Source organism: Idiomarina sp. D18 (assembly GCF_057748155.1).
In genome coordinates this window covers 451681-467166 of record NZ_CM173240.1, presented here as the reverse complement: position 1 = coordinate 467166, position 15486 = coordinate 451681, and the positions used below count along the sequence as shown (strand labels likewise).

The window sequence follows — 15486 nt, the reverse complement described above, 5'->3', positions numbered from 1 at the left end:
GGTGGCGACGTGCGTCTGGCGAGCAGGCATAAAAAAATCCCCCGTGCTTGCGCACGAGGGATTGTTTATTTGAAGTCTGGCGGTGTCCTACTCTCACATGGGGAGACCCCACACTACCATCGGCGCTGGTATGTTTCACTTCTGGGTTCGGAATGGAGCCAGGTGGTGCCATACCGCTATGGCCGCCAGACATAAACTGTCACAACATGGATTCGGCTGATTGTTTCGCCACTCTCTTATTCAATTCGATAAAGCGTCTTACGTGCTCAACAAGCAAACACCTTGGGTGTTGTATGGTTAAGTCTCACGGGCAATTAGTACGGGTTAGCTCAACGCCTTACAACGCTTCCACACCCCGCCTATCAACGTCGTCGTCTGCAACGACCCTTCAGAGCACTTAATGTGCTAGTGAGAGCTTATCTCGAGGCTCGCTTCCCGCTTAGATGCTTTCAGCGGTTATCGATTCCGAACTTAGCTACCCGGCAGTGCCACTGGCGTGACAACCGGAACACCAGAGGTTCGTCCACTCCGGTCCTCTCGTACTAGGAGCAGCTCCTCTCAACTCTCAAACGCCCACGGCAGATAGGGACCGAACTGTCTCACGACGTTCTAAACCCAGCTCGCGTACCACTTTAAATGGCGAACAGCCATACCCTTGGGACCGACTTCAGCCCCAGGATGTGATGAGCCGACATCGAGGTGCCAAACACCGCCGTCGATATGAACTCTTGGGCGGTATCAGCCTGTTATCCCCGGAGTACCTTTTATCCGTTGAGCGATGGCCCTTCCATTCAGAACCACCGGATCACTATGACCTACTTTCGTATCTGCTCGACGTGTCTGTCTCGCAGTTAAGCTGGCTTCTGCCATTACACTAACCGTACGATGTCCGACCGTACTTAGCCAACCTTCGTGCTCCTCCGTTACTCTTTGGGAGGAGACCGCCCCAGTCAAACTACCCACCAGGCACTGTCCCCACACCCGATTAGGGTGCTAGGTTAGAACATCAAACATACAAGGGTGGTATTTCAAGGATGGCTCCACACCAACTAGCGCCAGTGCTTCTAAGCCTCCCACCTATCCTACACATGTAGGTTCAATGTTCAGTGCCAAGCTGTAGTAAAGGTTCACGGGGTCTTTCCGTCTAGCCGCGGGTACACTGCATCTTCACAGCGATTTCAATTTCACTGAGTCTCGGGTGGAGACAGCGTGGCCATGGTTACACCATTCGTGCAGGTCGGAACTTACCCGACAAGGAATTTCGCTACCTTAGGACCGTTATAGTTACGGCCGCCGTTTACCGGGGCTTCGATCAAGAGCTTCGCTTACGCTAACCCCATCAATTAACCTTCCGGCACCGGGCAGGTGTCACACCCTATACGTCCTCTTTCGAGTTAGCAGAGTGCTGTGTTTTTAATAAACAGTCCCAGCCACCTGGTCACTGCGACCACCTTCAGCTTACGACGCGAAGTCTTCACCAAAGGTGGCGTACCTTCTCCCGAAGTTACGGTACTATTTTGCCTAGTTCCTTCACCCGAGTTCTCTCAAGCGCCTTAGTATTCTCTACCTGACCACCTGTGTCGGTTTCGGGTACGGTCAACATGTACCTGAAGCTTAGAGGCTTTTCCCGGAAGCAGGGCATCAATGGCTTCGCACCCGTAGGTGCTCGTCTCGTTTCTCGGCCTTAAGGGTCCGGATTTGCCTAAACCCTCAGCCTACTAACTTTCACCAGGACTACCAACGCCTGGCCCACCTAGCCTTCTCCGTCCCCCCATCGCAGTACATGTCGGTACAGGAATATTAACCTGTTTCCCATCGACTACGCGTTTCCGCCTCGCCTTAGGGGCCGACTTACCCTACCCTGATTAGCATGGGATAGGAAACCTTGGTCTTCCGGCGTGCGGGTTTTTCACCCGCATTATCGTTACTCATGTCAGCATTCGCACTTCTGATACGTCCAGCATGCTTCTCAACACACCTTCATCCGCTTACAGAACGCTCCCCTACCCAGTGTATGTATCCCGCAAACTACTCCGTTATCCGCAACTAGTGTTGGGACGCTTTCGCACATGCTGTGCGTAAGCGGAATAGCCTGTGGTGATACATACACTGCCGCAGCTTCGGTGTATGGCTTAGCCCCGTTACATCTTCCGCGCAGGCCGACTCGACTAGTGAGCTATTACGCTTTCTTTAAAGGGTGGCTGCTTCTAAGCCAACCTCCTAGCTGTCTATGCCTTCCCACATCGTTTCCCACTGAGCCATAACTTGGGGACCTTAGCTGGCGGTCTGGGTTGTTTCCCTCTCCACGACGGACGTTAGCACCCGCCGTGTGTCTCCCGGATAGTACTCTACGGTATTCGGAGTTTGCATGGGGTTGGTAAGTCGGGATGACCCCCTAGCCCAAACAGTGCTCTACCCCCGTAGGTATTCATCCGAGGCTCTACCTAAATAGATTTCGGGGAGAACCAGCTATCTCCGGGCTTGATTAGCCTTTCACTCCTAACCACAAGTCATCCCCTAATTTTTCAACATTAGTGGGTTCGGTCCTCCAATTGATGTTACTCAATCTTCAACCTGCTCATGGCTAGATCGCCCGGTTTCGGGTCTATACCTTGCAACTCGACGCCCAGTTAAGACTCGGTTTCCCTACGGCTCCCCTATTCGGTTAACCTTGCTACAAAATATAAGTCGCTGACCCATTATACAAAAGGTACGCAGTCACCCCACAAGGAGGCTCCTACTGCTTGTACGTACACGGTTTCAGGTTCTATTTCACTCCCCTCGCCGGGGTTCTTTTCGCCTTTCCCTCACGGTACTGGTTCACTATCGGTCAGTTGGGAGTATTTAGCCTTGGAGGATGGTCCCCCCATATTCAGTCAAGATAACACGTGTCCCGACCTACTCGTTTTCACTCACTATGCGCCGTCACATACCGGGCTATCACCGTCTATGGCTCTGCTTCCCAACAGATTCTGTTAACGCATTGTCAGCTTAAGGGCTGCTTCCCGTTCGCTCGCCGCTACTAGGGAAATCTCGGTTGATTTCTTTTCCTCCGGGTACTTAGATGTTTCAGTTCTCCGGGTTTGCCTCCAAGCACCTATATATTCAGTGCCGGATACTCTGTAAACAGAGTGGGTTGCCCCATTCGGAAATCCATGACTGATAACGACTCTTACTGTCTCGTCATGGCTTATCGCAAGTTAGTACGTCCTTCATCGCCTCCAACTGCCTAGGCATCCACCGTGTACGCTTAGTCACTTAACCATACAACACCTAAGATGTCTGCTATGCAGAACCTCGTGCATTGTATTGCAACTAAGATTGTTTGTTCTCGCTGTACACTTGTAAGATACGCCTCTACCAATTTGAATAAGGTTCAAGTAGAGTGGCATTTCATTACTTTATTACAATCAGCTTGTCCATGTTGTTAAAGAGCATGTAACGCAAAGTTACCGGTAAACATTCAGCTTTGAACGCTTAACGCTAACATCGCTATAGAGAAGAAGTGGTGGAGCCAAGCGGGATCGAACCGCTGACCTCCTGCGTGCAAGGCAGGCGCTCTCCCAGCTGAGCTATGGCCCCACAGACCCCAGGTCTGTCGGCACATCCAACAAAACCCGAAAAGGGAATTTCAAGCTGTGGCAAGGCCGCAAGGAGGACGCATGCACCAGCATGCGACGACGCAGCAACGCAGTTCACAGCGCAGAAATGGTGGGTCTGAGTAGACTTGAACTACCGACCTCACCCTTATCAGGGGTGCGCTCTAACCAGCTGAGCTACAGACCCAGTATAATTTAAGGCTTTATCTTGTGCCAAAGGCACAAGCTACCCCAATTCTTCTCTATTCATCAAACCAAGCAATCTGTGTGGACACTTACATCCATAAGCGAAGTGTAAGGAGGTGATCCAGCCGCAGGTTCCCCTACGGCTACCTTGTTACGACTTCACCCCAGTCATGAACCACACCGTGGTGATCGTTCTCCCGAAGGTTAAACTAACCACTTCTGGTGCAGCCCACTCCCATGGTGTGACGGGCGGTGTGTACAAGGCCCGGGAACGTATTCACCGTGGCATTCTGATCCACGATTACTAGCGATTCCGACTTCATGGAGTCGAGTTGCAGACTCCAATCCGGACTACGACGCGCTTTATGAGATTCGCTTACCCTCGCAGGTTCGCTGCCCTTTGTACGCGCCATTGTAGCACGTGTGTAGCCCATCCCGTAAGGGCCATGATGACTTGACGTCGTCCCCACCTTCCTCCGGTTTATCACCGGCAGTCTCCCCAGAGTTCCCGACCGAATCGCTGGCAACTAAGGATAAGGGTTGCGCTCGTTGCGGGACTTAACCCAACATCTCACAACACGAGCTGACGACAGCCATGCAGCACCTGTCTCAGTGTTCCCGAAGGCACCAATCTATCTCTAGAAAGTTCACTGGATGTCAAGGGATGGTAAGGTTCTTCGCGTTGCATCGAATTAAACCACATGCTCCACCGCTTGTGCGGGCCCCCGTCAATTCATTTGAGTTTTAACCTTGCGGCCGTACTCCCCAGGCGGTCAACTTAGTGCGTTAGCTGCGTTACTCACGTCTTAGTGACACGAACAACTAGTTGACATCGTTTACGGCGTGGACTACCAGGGTATCTAATCCTGTTTGCTCCCCACGCTTTCGTACCTCAGCGTCAGTCTCTGACCAGGTGGCCGCCTTCGCCACTGGTATTCCTTCCAATATCTACGCATTTCACCGCTACACTGGAAATTCTACCACCCTCTTCAGGACTCTAGCGTGCCAGTTCAAAATGCAATTCCCAGGTTGAGCCCGGGGCTTTCACATCTTGCTTAACACACCGCCTACGTACGCTTTACGCCCAGTAATTCCGATTAACGCTTGCACCCTCCGTATTACCGCGGCTGCTGGCACGGAGTTAGCCGGTGCTTCTTCTGTGGCTAACGTCAATTCAGCAAGCTATTAACTTACTGACCTTCCTCACCACTGAAAGTGCTTTACAACCCGAAGGCCTTCTTCACACACGCGGCATGGCTGCATCAGGCTTGCGCCCATTGTGCAATATTCCCCACTGCTGCCTCCCGTAGGAGTCTGGGCCGTGTCTCAGTCCCAGTGTGGCTGATCATCCTCTCAGAACAGCTAGGGATCGTCGCCTTGGTGAGCCTTTACCTCACCAACTAGCTAATCCCGCTTGGGCCCATCTCTAGGTGTGAGGCCCGAAGGTCCCCCACTTTGGTCCGTAGACATTATGCGGTATTAGCCACCGTTTCCAGTGGTTGTCCCCCGCCTAGAGGCAAGTTCCCAAGTATTACTCACCCGTCCGCCGCTCGTCAGCAAAGAAGCAAGCTTCTCTCTGTTACCGCTCGACTTGCATGTGTTAGGCCTGCCGCCAGCGTTCAATCTGAGCCATGATCAAACTCTTCAATTAAAAAGTTCAATCAACTCAATGAATTACGTGTGCTTGCTACCTCAGTAGCTAGACACTCATTCAAAAGTTGCAATATTTTTTGTTGCTTACTTTTGCAAGTGCCCACACAGTTTGCTTGGCTTGATATATTGTTAAAGAGCGTTGCTTCGTTCCCGAAGCAGGGATGCGTATTCTACATCCCTTTCTCGTCGCGTCAAGTACTTTTTTCTACTCTTTTCGACGACCGTGTCACACTGCGCTTCCGCGTCTTTCTCTGTGACAACGGCGGCGAATTATAGAGATCCTATTCACACTTGCAAGCACTTTTTTGAAATTAATTTTAAACGACCACTTTTTGAACCTATTTGTTGCTTTATTGTTTGATTCATGGGAACTTTCAACTATAAATAACAAACAAAGCAAGTATGTACACATAAAACATGGATGTAATTTAGTCGTATTGGGGGATCTATAATGCACTTTTGTACGAGACTATCGCTCGTGACAGTTTTCACTGCGAGTCTTTTTATTGTATCCGGAGAAGCAAAGGCTAATTTTAACGTTCACGTAAAATCAACTAACCCCGTTGTAGGCGCCAAAGCATTTGACCTCAACTTAGCAACACTCACACCACAAGAAAAAAAGTTAGTAGACAAATACAACTCGGTTATTGATGACCACCTAAATTACAATTTTTCTATTACGCGTACGGTAAGAATACTTGTCAATCACTACCCACAACACGTCAATCAAATCTTAATTGCCGCCTATCAACATTACCCGACACGAATTCCAGTTATTAACCGTGCGGTTATTCAGGTTGAGCCGGCACTCACTTCCGACGTGCTAACGACAACTCACTTAGTCGCGCCGCAGGCGTTCGACGAAACCATCGCGCAGGCAATAGATGTAGAGCCGAGTTATATCGATGATATTGTGACGACAGCAACTCGTCTCGCACCGGAAAAATTAAATACTATTGTACGGGTAGCCATAGTGAGTGAACCGAGAATGAGTGAAACAGTCGTTAAATCGGCTGCCGAAAGTTCGCCTGACAATTTTCTAGATGCGGTCGTTTCTTCTATAAAGGAAATACCTCAAATCACCAAACATGCATTTGTCGCTGTAAAAGACTTTTTTAATTTTAACAATGCAGAGCAGAAGACAAGACCTAAACCTGAACAGTGGAATCGCTTTATAGTTGAGGCAAAGGCACAGGGGATTAATCGCGAAGAATTGGAATGGTTTAAAGAGCACGGCTACTTAACTGAACAGCAAATCGCAAAAGTCTATAACAACAAAGCCGACAAATAGCTCACCATGCGTAACGGATATAAAAAAGCCGGCTGAAAAGCCGGCTTTTTTTAGTATCAGAAATCTTATTCCGCAGCTTCCGCTACTTCTTCGACTTCCTCTACTTCGGGACGGCCAACCAATTCAATGTAAGCCATTGGTGCGTTATCACCTGCACGGAAACCACACTTCATAATGCGAGTGTAGCCACCTGGGCGAGATTCATAACGCGGACCAAGTTCATTGAAAAGCTTGCCCACTACTTCTTTATCACGTGTACGTGCAAATGCTAAACGGCGATTTGCAACGCTGTCTTGCTTAGCCATTGTGATCAACGGCTCGACTACGCGACGCAACTCTTTCGCTTTTGGCAACGTCGTTTTGATGATCTCATGACGCACCAACGAGCTAGCCATGTTGCGGAACATCGCTTGACGATGGCTGCTGTTACGATTGAGTTGACGACCACTCTTACGATGGCGCATACCTATACCCTTCTCAGTAAATCAATTACCAAGGTAACTTAGTCGTTGTCGATCAAGCTTGCTGGTGGCCAGTTCTCAAGGCGCATGCCAAGAGATAGACCACGAGACGCCAAGACGTCTTTGATTTCAGTAAGCGATTTCTTACCAAGGTTAGGCGTTTTTAATAACTCAACCTCGGTACGTTGTACTAAGTCACCAATGTACTGAATTGCTTCTGCTTTCAAGCAGTTTGCAGAACGAACAGTCAATTCTAAGTCATCTACCGGACGGAGGAGAATCGGATCAAACTCCGGTTTCTCTTCCTTCTCTTCCGGCTCGCTGATATCACGAAGTTCGACGAATGCCTCTAGCTGTTCAGCTAGAATTGTAGCAGCACGACGAATCGCTTCTTCTGGATCCAATGTACCATTGGTTTCCATTTCGATAATCAGCTTGTCCAAGTCGGTGCGCTGTTCAACACGTGCAGCGTCAACGCTGTACGCAATACGCTCAACTGGACTGAAAGAGGCATCCACTAACAGACGACCGATCGGACGCTCCTCGTCATCTTCTGACTGACGAGCCGACGCAGGAACATAACCACGACCACGTTCAACCTTAACACGCATATTCAATTCGTTGTCGCCAGTGAGGTGACAAACTACGTGCTCAGGATTGACGATTTCAACATCACCATCGTGCTGGAAATCACCTGCGGTTACAGGACCTGCACCGGATTTATTCAAGGTCAACGTCGCTTCGTCTTTACCTTCTAAGCTGACAGACAGCCCTTTGAGGTTCAACAAAATTTCGATGACATCTTCTTGCACGCCTTCTTTGCTGCTGTATTCGTGCAGCACACCGTCGATTTCTACTTCAGTCACTGCACAGCCTGGCATTGACGACAATAGAATACGACGTAAAGCATTGCCTAGGGTGTAACCAAAGCCACGCTCTAGAGGCTCCAGTGTCACCTTGGCGTGAGTCGTGCTAATTTGCTCGATGTCAACTAACCTCGGCTTTAGGAATTCGGTAACAGAACCCTGCATTGTGTCCTCTCTCTATGCTTAAGCTTTACTTAGAGTAAAGCTCTACGATCAACTGTTCGTTAATTTCAGCAGACAAATCACTGCGCTCAGGAAGACGCTTGAACTGACCTTCCATTTTGCTGCTGTCAACTTCTAACCAAACTGGCTTTTCTCGCTGCTCTGAAAGCTCAAGCGCTGCACTAATACGTGCTTGCTTTTTAGCTTTTTCGCGAACAGACACTACATCTTCAGGGCGAACCATGAATGATGGAATGTTAACCACTTGACCGTTAACAACAACAGCTTTGTGACTGACTAGCTGACGAGCTTCTGCGCGCGTTGACGCAAAGCCCATACGATAAACTACGTTATCCAAACGCTGTTCTAGCAACTGCAACAGGTTTTCACCGGTATTGCCTTTAATACGAGCAGCTTCTTTGTAGTAGTTACGGAATTGCTTCTCTAAAACGCCGTACATACGACGTACTTTTTGCTTCTCGCGCAACTGAACACCGTAATCAGACAAACGGCCACGACGGGCACCATGCTGACCAGGAGCAGTTTCGATCTTACATTTAGAATCGATTGCGCGTACGCCGCTTTTAAGGAACAAGTCTGTTCCTTCGCGACGGCTTAGCTTGAGTTTAGGACCCAAATATCTTGCCATGATCTTTCTCCAACTATCGATTCACGCCTTTAAACGCGACGTTTCTTAGGCGGACGACAACCGTTGTGAGGAATAGGTGTCACATCGGTAATATTCGTGATGCGGTATCCTACGGCGTTCAGTGCGCGAATAGATGATTCACGACCTGGACCTGGACCGTTTACAAATACTTCCAAGTTCTTAAGACCATATTCCTTCGCCATTTCACCAGCACGCTCAGCAGCAACCTGCGCAGCGAACGGGGTTGATTTCCGTGAACCACGGAACCCTGATCCACCAGCTGTAGCCCATGCCAACGCATTACCTTGACGGTCTGTGATGGTGATGATGGTGTTGTTGAAAGATGCATGCACGTGAGCCATGCCATCGGCGACTTGCTTTTTAACGCGCTTGCGAGAACGAGTCTGTGCTTTAGCCATTACTCAATCCCCCTTATTTCTTAATCGGTTTGCGCGGTCCTTTACGAGTGCGCGCGTTTGTCTTAGTGCGCTGTCCACGTAAAGGGAGGCTGCGACGATGACGAAGACCACGGAAACATCCGAGATCCATCAACCGTTTGATGTTCATTGAAACTTCGCGACGCAGGTCACCTTCGACTGCATACTTAGCTACTGCTTCACGAAGAACGTCTAATTTCTCTTCTGACAATGTACCGATCTGGGTATCTTCAGCAATGCCCGCTGCTTCGCAAATTGCGCTAGAGCGAGTACGACCGATACCGTAGATTGCAGTCAATGCAATCACTGCGTGTTTATTGTCAGGAACGTTAATGCCAGCGATACGGGCCACTAACACGTCTCCTTTTTTTGTAGGCTTCAGTTGAAAAGCCCGTTAGGATACTCAACCGATTGCCGAATTGCAAATACTAAAGGTGGCGACCCTAAAGCCGCCGCCCTTTCCTTCGAATCAACCTTGCCGTTGCTTATGCTTTGCATCAGTGCAAATCACGCGCACAACACCGTTGCGCTTGATGATTTTGCAGTTACGGCAGATTTTCTTCACGGAAGCACGAACTTTCATTGCTACTCTCCGTTTCTATCCAACCTTAGCGGCCGTAGCCTTTAAGGTTAGCTTTTTTAAGCACAGAATCGTATTGATGAGACATCATATGAGTCTGTACCTGTGCCATAAAGTCCATGATGACTACCACAATAATCAGTAGCGAAGTGCCACCAAAGTAGAACTGAACGTTCCAAGCGATCATCATAAACTCAGGAACCAAACATACAAAGGTAATGTATAGCGCGCCTGCCAATGTCAAGCGAGTCATTACTTTATCGATGTATCTAGACGTTTGTTCACCTGGGCGGATACCCGGAATGAACGCTCCAGATTTTTTCAGATTATCTGCTGTTTCACGCGGGTTGAATACCAACGCCGTGTAGAAAAAGCAGAAGAAAATAATCGCAGCCGCATATAGTAACACATAAAGTGGCTGACCTGGAGATAAAGTCATCGAAATTTGCTGCAAAACATCAGCAACAACACCGTCACCTGATCCAAACCAGGTCGCAATTGTACCCGGGAACAGGATGATGCTTGATGCAAAGATTGGTGGAATTACACCCGCCATATTAACTTTCAATGGCAAGTGTGTGCTTTGAGCCGCGAATACTTTACGTCCCTGCTGACGCTTGGCGTAGTTTACAACGATACGACGTTGACCACGCTCTACGAAAACAACAAAGTAAGTAACCGCTAACACGATTACACCAATAAGCAACAAGAGTAATATATTTAAATCGCCTTGACGTGCCTGTTCTGCTGTCTGACCGATAGCAGAAGGCAAGCCCGCAACAATACCCACGAAAATCAGGATAGAGATACCGTTACCGATGCCTCGTTCAGTAATTTGTTCACCCAACCACATTAAGAACATGGTGCCTGTGACTAAACTCACAACGGCGGTGAAGTAAAACTGAAAGCCTGGATCAATGACCAGGCCAGGCATCAAGTTAGGTAAGCCCGTGGCAATCCCTATTGACTGGAACGTAGCAAGAATTAGCGTACCCCAGCGAGTATACTGGCTAATTTTACGACGACCTGCCTCACCTTCCTTCTTCAATTCTGCTAGACGCGGGTGAACAACCGTAGCCAATTGCATAATAATTGAAGCAGAGATATAAGGCATTATTCCCAGTGCAAAAACGGATGCGCGCTCAAGTGCACCACCGCTGAACATGTTAAACATGGCAACGATGGTGTCCTTTTGCTGTGAGAACAGCTGAGCTAACACGGCGGCATCAATACCAGGAATAGGCACAAAGGAGCCCGCTCGGAAGACGATAATCGCTCCTAACACAAACAACAGGCGACGCTTGAGTTCCGACAAGCCACCTTGCGCTCGATTTGATTCCAATCCTGGTTTAGCCATGAGACCTATCCTTCGATGTTTCCGCCAGCAGCTTCAATAGCTTCGCGAGCGCCTTTTGTAACTTTAAGACCTTTAACAGCTACTTTACGACTGATTTCGCCCGACTTAATGACCTTAGCGGTCAAAACGTCTTTACGAACTAAGTTAGCCGCTTTAAGCGCTGCTAAGTCAACGACATCGCCGTCAACTTTAGCGATCTCAGCTAGGTTTACTTCAGCTGTTAATGCCGCTTTACGTGAAGTAAAGCCAAATTTCGGCAAACGACGCTGAATTGGCATTTGACCGCCCTCGAAACCTGGCTTCACGGTACCGCCAGAACGTGACTTCTGACCTTTGTGACCACGAGCACCAGTCTTACCGAGACCAGAACCAATACCACGACCTAAGCGCTTCTTACTGCTTTTTGCACCCGGTGCAGGAGCAAGAGTATTAAGTTTCATCGCTTAGTCCTCCACCTTAACCATGTAAATTACTTGGTTCACCATACCGCGGACTGCAGCAGTGTCTTCCAACTCTACTGTGTGACCAATACGGCGGAGACCCAAGCCACGTAGTGTAGCTTTATGTTTCGGTAAACGACCGATAGAGCTACGCGTCTGTGTTACTTTTAATGTCTTTTTCGCCATTGTTCACTACCCCAGTATCTCGTCAACGCGCAATCCACGCTTAGCCGCAACTTGCTCAGGCGACTTCATGTCGTTCAATGCTTTAATAGTTGCACGAACAACGTTGATTGGGTTGGTTGAACCATATGCTTTTGAAAGCACGTTATGTACACCTGCAACTTCCAATACCGCACGCATCGCACCACCTGCGATGATACCGGTACCTTCAGAGGCTGGTTGCATATATACCTGTGAACCTGAGTGACGGCCTTTAACCGGGTGCTGTAAAGTTTCACCCTTAAGCTGCACAGTCACCATGTTGCGACGTGCTTTTTCCATCGCTTTCTGGATAGCAGCAGGCACTTCACGTGCTTTGCCGTAACCGAAACCGACTTTGCCTTTACCATCGCCAACCACAGTCAGTGCAGTGAAGCTAAAGATACGACCACCTTTAACAACTTTTGCTACACGATTAACTGTGATCAACTTTTCAATCAGTTCACCGTTTTGAGCTTCTACATTTGCCATGTTCGTCTCCTAGAACTGAAGTCCAGCTTCACGCGCAGCGTCTGCTAATGCAGCAACGCGACCGTGGTATTTAAAACCACTGCGGTCAAAAGTAACGTCTTTGATACCTTTTTCAACCGCGCGTTCAGCGATAACTTTACCCACAACCTTAGCGGCATCAGCATTACCTGTTTTTTCCACTTGGTCACGGATCGCCTTTTCAACCGTCGAAGCGGCTGCTAGCACTTCAGATCCGTTAGGTGCGATCAACTGTGCATAAATATGTCTTGGCGTACGGTGTACAACCAGACGGTTTGCACCCAACTCTTTGATTTGTTTACGTGCGCGAGTAGCACGACGTAAGCGAGCTGCTTTCTTGTCCATCGTATTACCCTACTTTTTCTTGGCTTCTTTACGGCGCACTTGCTCATCCGAATAACGAACACCTTTGCCTTTGTAAGGCTCTGGTTTACGATATGCGCGGATGTTAGCGGCAACTTGTCCAACAAGCTGCTTGTTTGCGCCCTTAACGACAACCTCAGTTTGAGAAGGAGTTTCGATTGTGATTCCTGCTGGAATCTCGAACTCTACAGGATGTGAAAAGCCCAAAGTTAGGTTCAATTTATTACCTTGCGCTTGCGCACGGTAACCAACACCCATCAATTGCAGCTTACGTTCAAACCCTTTGCTTACTCCAACTACCATATTGTTTAACAACGCGCGTGCAGTGCCCGCTTGCGCAGTAGAGTTTGCAACTCCATCGCGTGGGACAGTGCGTAGCTCGTTCTCTTCTTGAACAAGCTCTACCGCGTCGTTAACAACGTGACTCAGTGAGCCTTGGGCACCCTTAATGGTAACTTCCTGACCGTTTAGCGTAACTTCAACGCCAGCAGGAATCTCAATAGGTGCTTTAGCAACACGTGACATCTCCTACCTCCTAATTACGCTACGTAACCGATGACTTCGCCACCAAGACCAGCTTGGCGAGCGGCACGGTCGGTCATTAGGCCTTTCGATGTTGAAACAACAGCGATACCCAGACCACCCATCACGTTAGGTAACTCGTTGCGTTTTTTGTAAATACGCAGACCAGGACGACTAACGCGCTCGATAGATTCAATAACTGGCTTTCCTTCGAAGTATTTAAGTTCGATTTCAAGCTCAGGTTTAGCAGTACTCTCAGTGCGGTAATCAATAATGAAACCTTCTTTCTTAAGCACTTCGGCGATTGCCACTTTTTGCTTAGATGAAGGCATCTTTACTGACACTTTGTTAGCACCTTGAGCGTTGCGAATGCGTGTGAACATATCCGCAATTGGATCTTGCATGCTCATATTTGCTTTCTCCCGTGATTCGTGGCTTACCAGCTAGCTTTTTTCAAGCCAGGAATTTCACCGCGCATCGCCATCTCACGCACCTTGATTCGGCTCATGCCAAACTTACGGAGGAAACCGTGAGGACGACCAGTAATACGACAACGATTACGTTGACGTGTCGGACTGGCATCACGTGGGAGCTGTTGCAATTTAAGTACGGCTTCCCAACGCTCTTCGTCTGATGCTTTCGGGTCATTAATGACCGCTTTCAGTGCATTGCGTTTTTCTGCGTATTTTGACGCAAGCTTTGCTCGCTTCGCGTCACGCGCTTTCATTGACTGTTTTGCCATAACTCTACACCTTACTTTCTGAACGGGAAGTTAAAGGCAGCTAGCAAAGCACGAGCTTCGTCATCTGTGCCAGCATTAGTGGTAATGGTGATATCCAGACCACGTACCTTGTCGACTTTGTCATAGTCGATTTCCGGAAAGATGATCTGCTCACGAACACCCATGCTGTAGTTACCACGACCATCAAACGACTTAGGGTTGAGGCCACGGAAGTCACGGATACGTGGAATTGCAATCGAGATTAGACGTTGCAAAAAGTCCCACATACGCTCGCCGCGCAGAGTTACCTTACAGCCAATCGGGAAGCCTTCACGGATTTTGAAACCGGCGACAGACTTGCGTGCTACAGTACGAATTGGCTTTTGACCAGAGATAGCCTCTAAGTCTGCCACTGCATTATCAAGTACTTTTTTGTCAGCCAGAGCTTCACCAACACCCATGTTAAGGGTGATTTTCTCAATCCGAGGGACTTGCATGACGCTGTTGTAGCTGAACTCTTTCATCAGTCCAGGAACTACCGATTCTTTATAAAAATCATGCAGTTTCGCCATCGTAAAACTCCAAAATTGAATTAAATGATTGCGTTGTTCGATTTGAAGAAACGGACTTTTTTGCCGTCTTCGAATCGGAATCCAACACGATCTGCTTTACCTGTCTCTGGGTTAAGGATCGCTACGTTTGAAATATGGATTGGTGCTTCTTGTTCAACGATGCCACCTGATTCACCTAAAGCCGGATTTGGCTTTTGATGTTTCTTGACAACGTTAACACCTTCCACAATCACGCGATTCTTATCGGTAAGAACTTTAAGGACTTTGCCTTGCTTGCCCTTGTCCTTACCGGCCAGGACGACTACTTCGTCATCACGTTTAATTTTTGCCGCCATAATGGACTCCTTATAAAACTTCTGGTGCCAACGAGATAATCTTCATAAACTGCTCAGAACGCAGCTCACGAGTTACCGGACCGAAGATACGAGTACCAATTGGCTGTTGGTTGTTGTTTAACAACACAGCCGCGTTGCGGTCAAAACGGATGACCGACCCGTCTTGACGACGGACGCCTTTTCTGGTGCGAACGACCACCGCATTCACAACATCGCCTTTTTTCACCTTACCGCGCGGAATTGCTTCCTTGACAGTAACTTTGATGATATCACCGATGTTCGCGTAGCGGCGGTGCGAACCACCTAGAACCTTAATACATTGTACGCTGCGCGCGCCGGAGTTATCGGCAACGTCCAGGGTAGTTTGCATTTGGATCATTTCAGTGCCCCGCTTAGTTAAAAAAACAGACCCTCTCGGGTCGTGCTGCCTTTTGGTTTTTCCCTTATAAAAAGGGCGGCGAATTGTAACAGATAAAAATTTGAAGCGATAGGGTTATCTCACTTTTTTTGTTAATCACCGTATCTCGACCGGTATCAGTTGGCACTCATCCTTTACAATGGTAAAGTCGTAAAACATTGTT

At 48.5% G+C, this 15486-nt stretch carries 18 protein-coding genes, 2 tRNA genes and 3 rRNA genes; 1 reads left to right on the top strand and 22 read right to left on the bottom strand.

Translation table 11 applies throughout. The annotated features are described in order from the left end of the window. Positions 1–74: 74 nt before the first annotated feature. From rrf to AC3AP5_RS02170, 5 genes are all read right to left on the bottom strand, one after another. Positions 75–190: ribosomal RNA gene (rrf, locus tag AC3AP5_RS02190) — 5S ribosomal RNA — on the bottom strand. Positions 191–293: 103 nt separating this feature from the next. After that, a 23S ribosomal RNA gene (locus AC3AP5_RS02185) occupies positions 294–3264 on the bottom strand. Between the two features lie 242 nt (positions 3265–3506). After that, positions 3507–3582 (bottom strand) — tRNA-Ala (locus tag AC3AP5_RS02180). 127 nt (positions 3583–3709) lie between these two features. After that, positions 3710–3786, bottom strand: a tRNA-Ile gene (locus AC3AP5_RS02175). Between the two features lie 108 nt (positions 3787–3894). Next, positions 3895–5436 (bottom strand): 16S ribosomal RNA (locus tag AC3AP5_RS02170). Together the 16S, 23S and 5S rRNA genes with 2 tRNA genes alongside form the textbook arrangement of a ribosomal RNA operon. A gap of 480 nt (positions 5437–5916) precedes the next feature. On the opposite strand from AC3AP5_RS02170, the gene AC3AP5_RS02165 reads away from it, so the two are divergent. Continuing rightward, on the top strand, positions 5917–6729 hold the full coding sequence (locus AC3AP5_RS02165) for a hypothetical protein (protein WP_131382171.1): 813 nt from the start codon (positions 5917–5919) through the stop codon (positions 6727–6729). A gap of 65 nt (positions 6730–6794) precedes the next feature. Here the strand turns inward: AC3AP5_RS02165 and rplQ are convergent, their stop codons facing one another. The 17 genes from rplQ to rplN form a co-directional block, all read right to left on the bottom strand. Next, entirely contained in the window at positions 6795–7193 is a 399-nt protein-coding gene (gene rplQ, locus AC3AP5_RS02160; protein ID WP_006956458.1) for a 50S ribosomal protein L17, read from the bottom strand. A 38-nt stretch (positions 7194–7231) separates the two neighbouring features. Beyond that, positions 7232–8221, bottom strand: a complete 990-nt coding sequence (locus tag AC3AP5_RS02155) for a DNA-directed RNA polymerase subunit alpha (RefSeq protein ID WP_286682682.1) — start codon at positions 8219–8221, stop codon at positions 7232–7234. Between the two features lie 25 nt (positions 8222–8246). Further along, complete coding sequence (gene rpsD, locus AC3AP5_RS02150) at positions 8247–8867, bottom strand: 30S ribosomal protein S4 (RefSeq protein ID WP_006956430.1); 621 nt, start codon at positions 8865–8867, stop codon at positions 8247–8249. Positions 8868–8896: 29 nt separating this feature from the next. Beyond that, positions 8897–9286 (bottom strand): 30S ribosomal protein S11, encoded by a 390-nt coding sequence (gene rpsK, locus AC3AP5_RS02145; protein ID WP_006956431.1) that lies wholly within the window; start codon positions 9284–9286, stop codon positions 8897–8899. 13 nt (positions 9287–9299) lie between these two features. Then, positions 9300–9656 carry a 30S ribosomal protein S13 gene (gene rpsM, locus AC3AP5_RS02140; protein ID WP_006956432.1) on the bottom strand — a complete coding sequence of 119 codons (357 nt, stop codon included), beginning with the start codon at positions 9654–9656 and terminating at the stop codon, positions 9300–9302. Positions 9657–9773: 117 nt separating this feature from the next. Further along, positions 9774–9887 carry a 50S ribosomal protein L36 gene (gene rpmJ, locus AC3AP5_RS02135; RefSeq protein ID WP_006956433.1) on the bottom strand — a complete coding sequence of 38 codons (114 nt, stop codon included), beginning with the start codon at positions 9885–9887 and terminating at the stop codon, positions 9774–9776. A 25-nt stretch (positions 9888–9912) separates the two neighbouring features. Continuing rightward, entirely contained in the window at positions 9913–11241 is a 1329-nt protein-coding gene (gene secY / locus AC3AP5_RS02130; RefSeq protein ID WP_006956434.1) for a preprotein translocase subunit SecY, read from the bottom strand. Positions 11242–11246: 5 nt separating this feature from the next. Beyond that, complete coding sequence (gene rplO, locus AC3AP5_RS02125) at positions 11247–11681, bottom strand: 50S ribosomal protein L15 (RefSeq protein ID WP_006956435.1); 435 nt, start codon at positions 11679–11681, stop codon at positions 11247–11249. 3 nt (positions 11682–11684) lie between these two features. After that, positions 11685–11867 carry a 50S ribosomal protein L30 gene (rpmD, locus tag AC3AP5_RS02120; RefSeq protein ID WP_006956436.1) on the bottom strand — a complete coding sequence of 61 codons (183 nt, stop codon included), beginning with the start codon at positions 11865–11867 and terminating at the stop codon, positions 11685–11687. Between the two features lie 6 nt (positions 11868–11873). After that, entirely contained in the window at positions 11874–12374 is a 501-nt protein-coding gene (gene rpsE, locus AC3AP5_RS02115; RefSeq protein WP_006956437.1) for a 30S ribosomal protein S5, read from the bottom strand. Positions 12375–12383: 9 nt separating this feature from the next. Then, positions 12384–12737: a 50S ribosomal protein L18 gene (rplR, locus tag AC3AP5_RS02110; RefSeq protein WP_006956438.1), complete on the bottom strand. Its 354-nt coding sequence runs from the start codon at positions 12735–12737 to the stop codon at positions 12384–12386. Between the two features lie 9 nt (positions 12738–12746). After that, complete coding sequence (gene rplF, locus AC3AP5_RS02105; RefSeq protein ID WP_006956439.1) at positions 12747–13280, bottom strand: 50S ribosomal protein L6; 534 nt, start codon at positions 13278–13280, stop codon at positions 12747–12749. A 14-nt stretch (positions 13281–13294) separates the two neighbouring features. Then, positions 13295–13687: a 30S ribosomal protein S8 gene (rpsH, locus tag AC3AP5_RS02100; protein ID WP_006956440.1), complete on the bottom strand. Its 393-nt coding sequence runs from the start codon at positions 13685–13687 to the stop codon at positions 13295–13297. A 26-nt stretch (positions 13688–13713) separates the two neighbouring features. Continuing rightward, complete coding sequence (gene rpsN, locus AC3AP5_RS02095; protein WP_071463929.1) at positions 13714–14019, bottom strand: 30S ribosomal protein S14; 306 nt, start codon at positions 14017–14019, stop codon at positions 13714–13716. An 11-nt stretch (positions 14020–14030) separates the two neighbouring features. After that, positions 14031–14570, bottom strand: coding sequence for a 50S ribosomal protein L5 (gene rplE, locus AC3AP5_RS02090; protein WP_006956442.1), 540 nt, complete (start codon positions 14568–14570; stop codon positions 14031–14033). 20 nt (positions 14571–14590) lie between these two features. Continuing rightward, a complete protein-coding gene (rplX, locus tag AC3AP5_RS02085; protein ID WP_006956443.1) occupies positions 14591–14905 on the bottom strand; it encodes a 50S ribosomal protein L24 in 315 nt (104 codons plus the stop codon). Positions 14906–14915: 10 nt separating this feature from the next. Further along, positions 14916–15284 carry a 50S ribosomal protein L14 gene (gene rplN, locus AC3AP5_RS02080; protein WP_006956444.1) on the bottom strand — a complete coding sequence of 123 codons (369 nt, stop codon included), beginning with the start codon at positions 15282–15284 and terminating at the stop codon, positions 14916–14918. Positions 15285–15486: the final 202 nt, after the last annotated feature.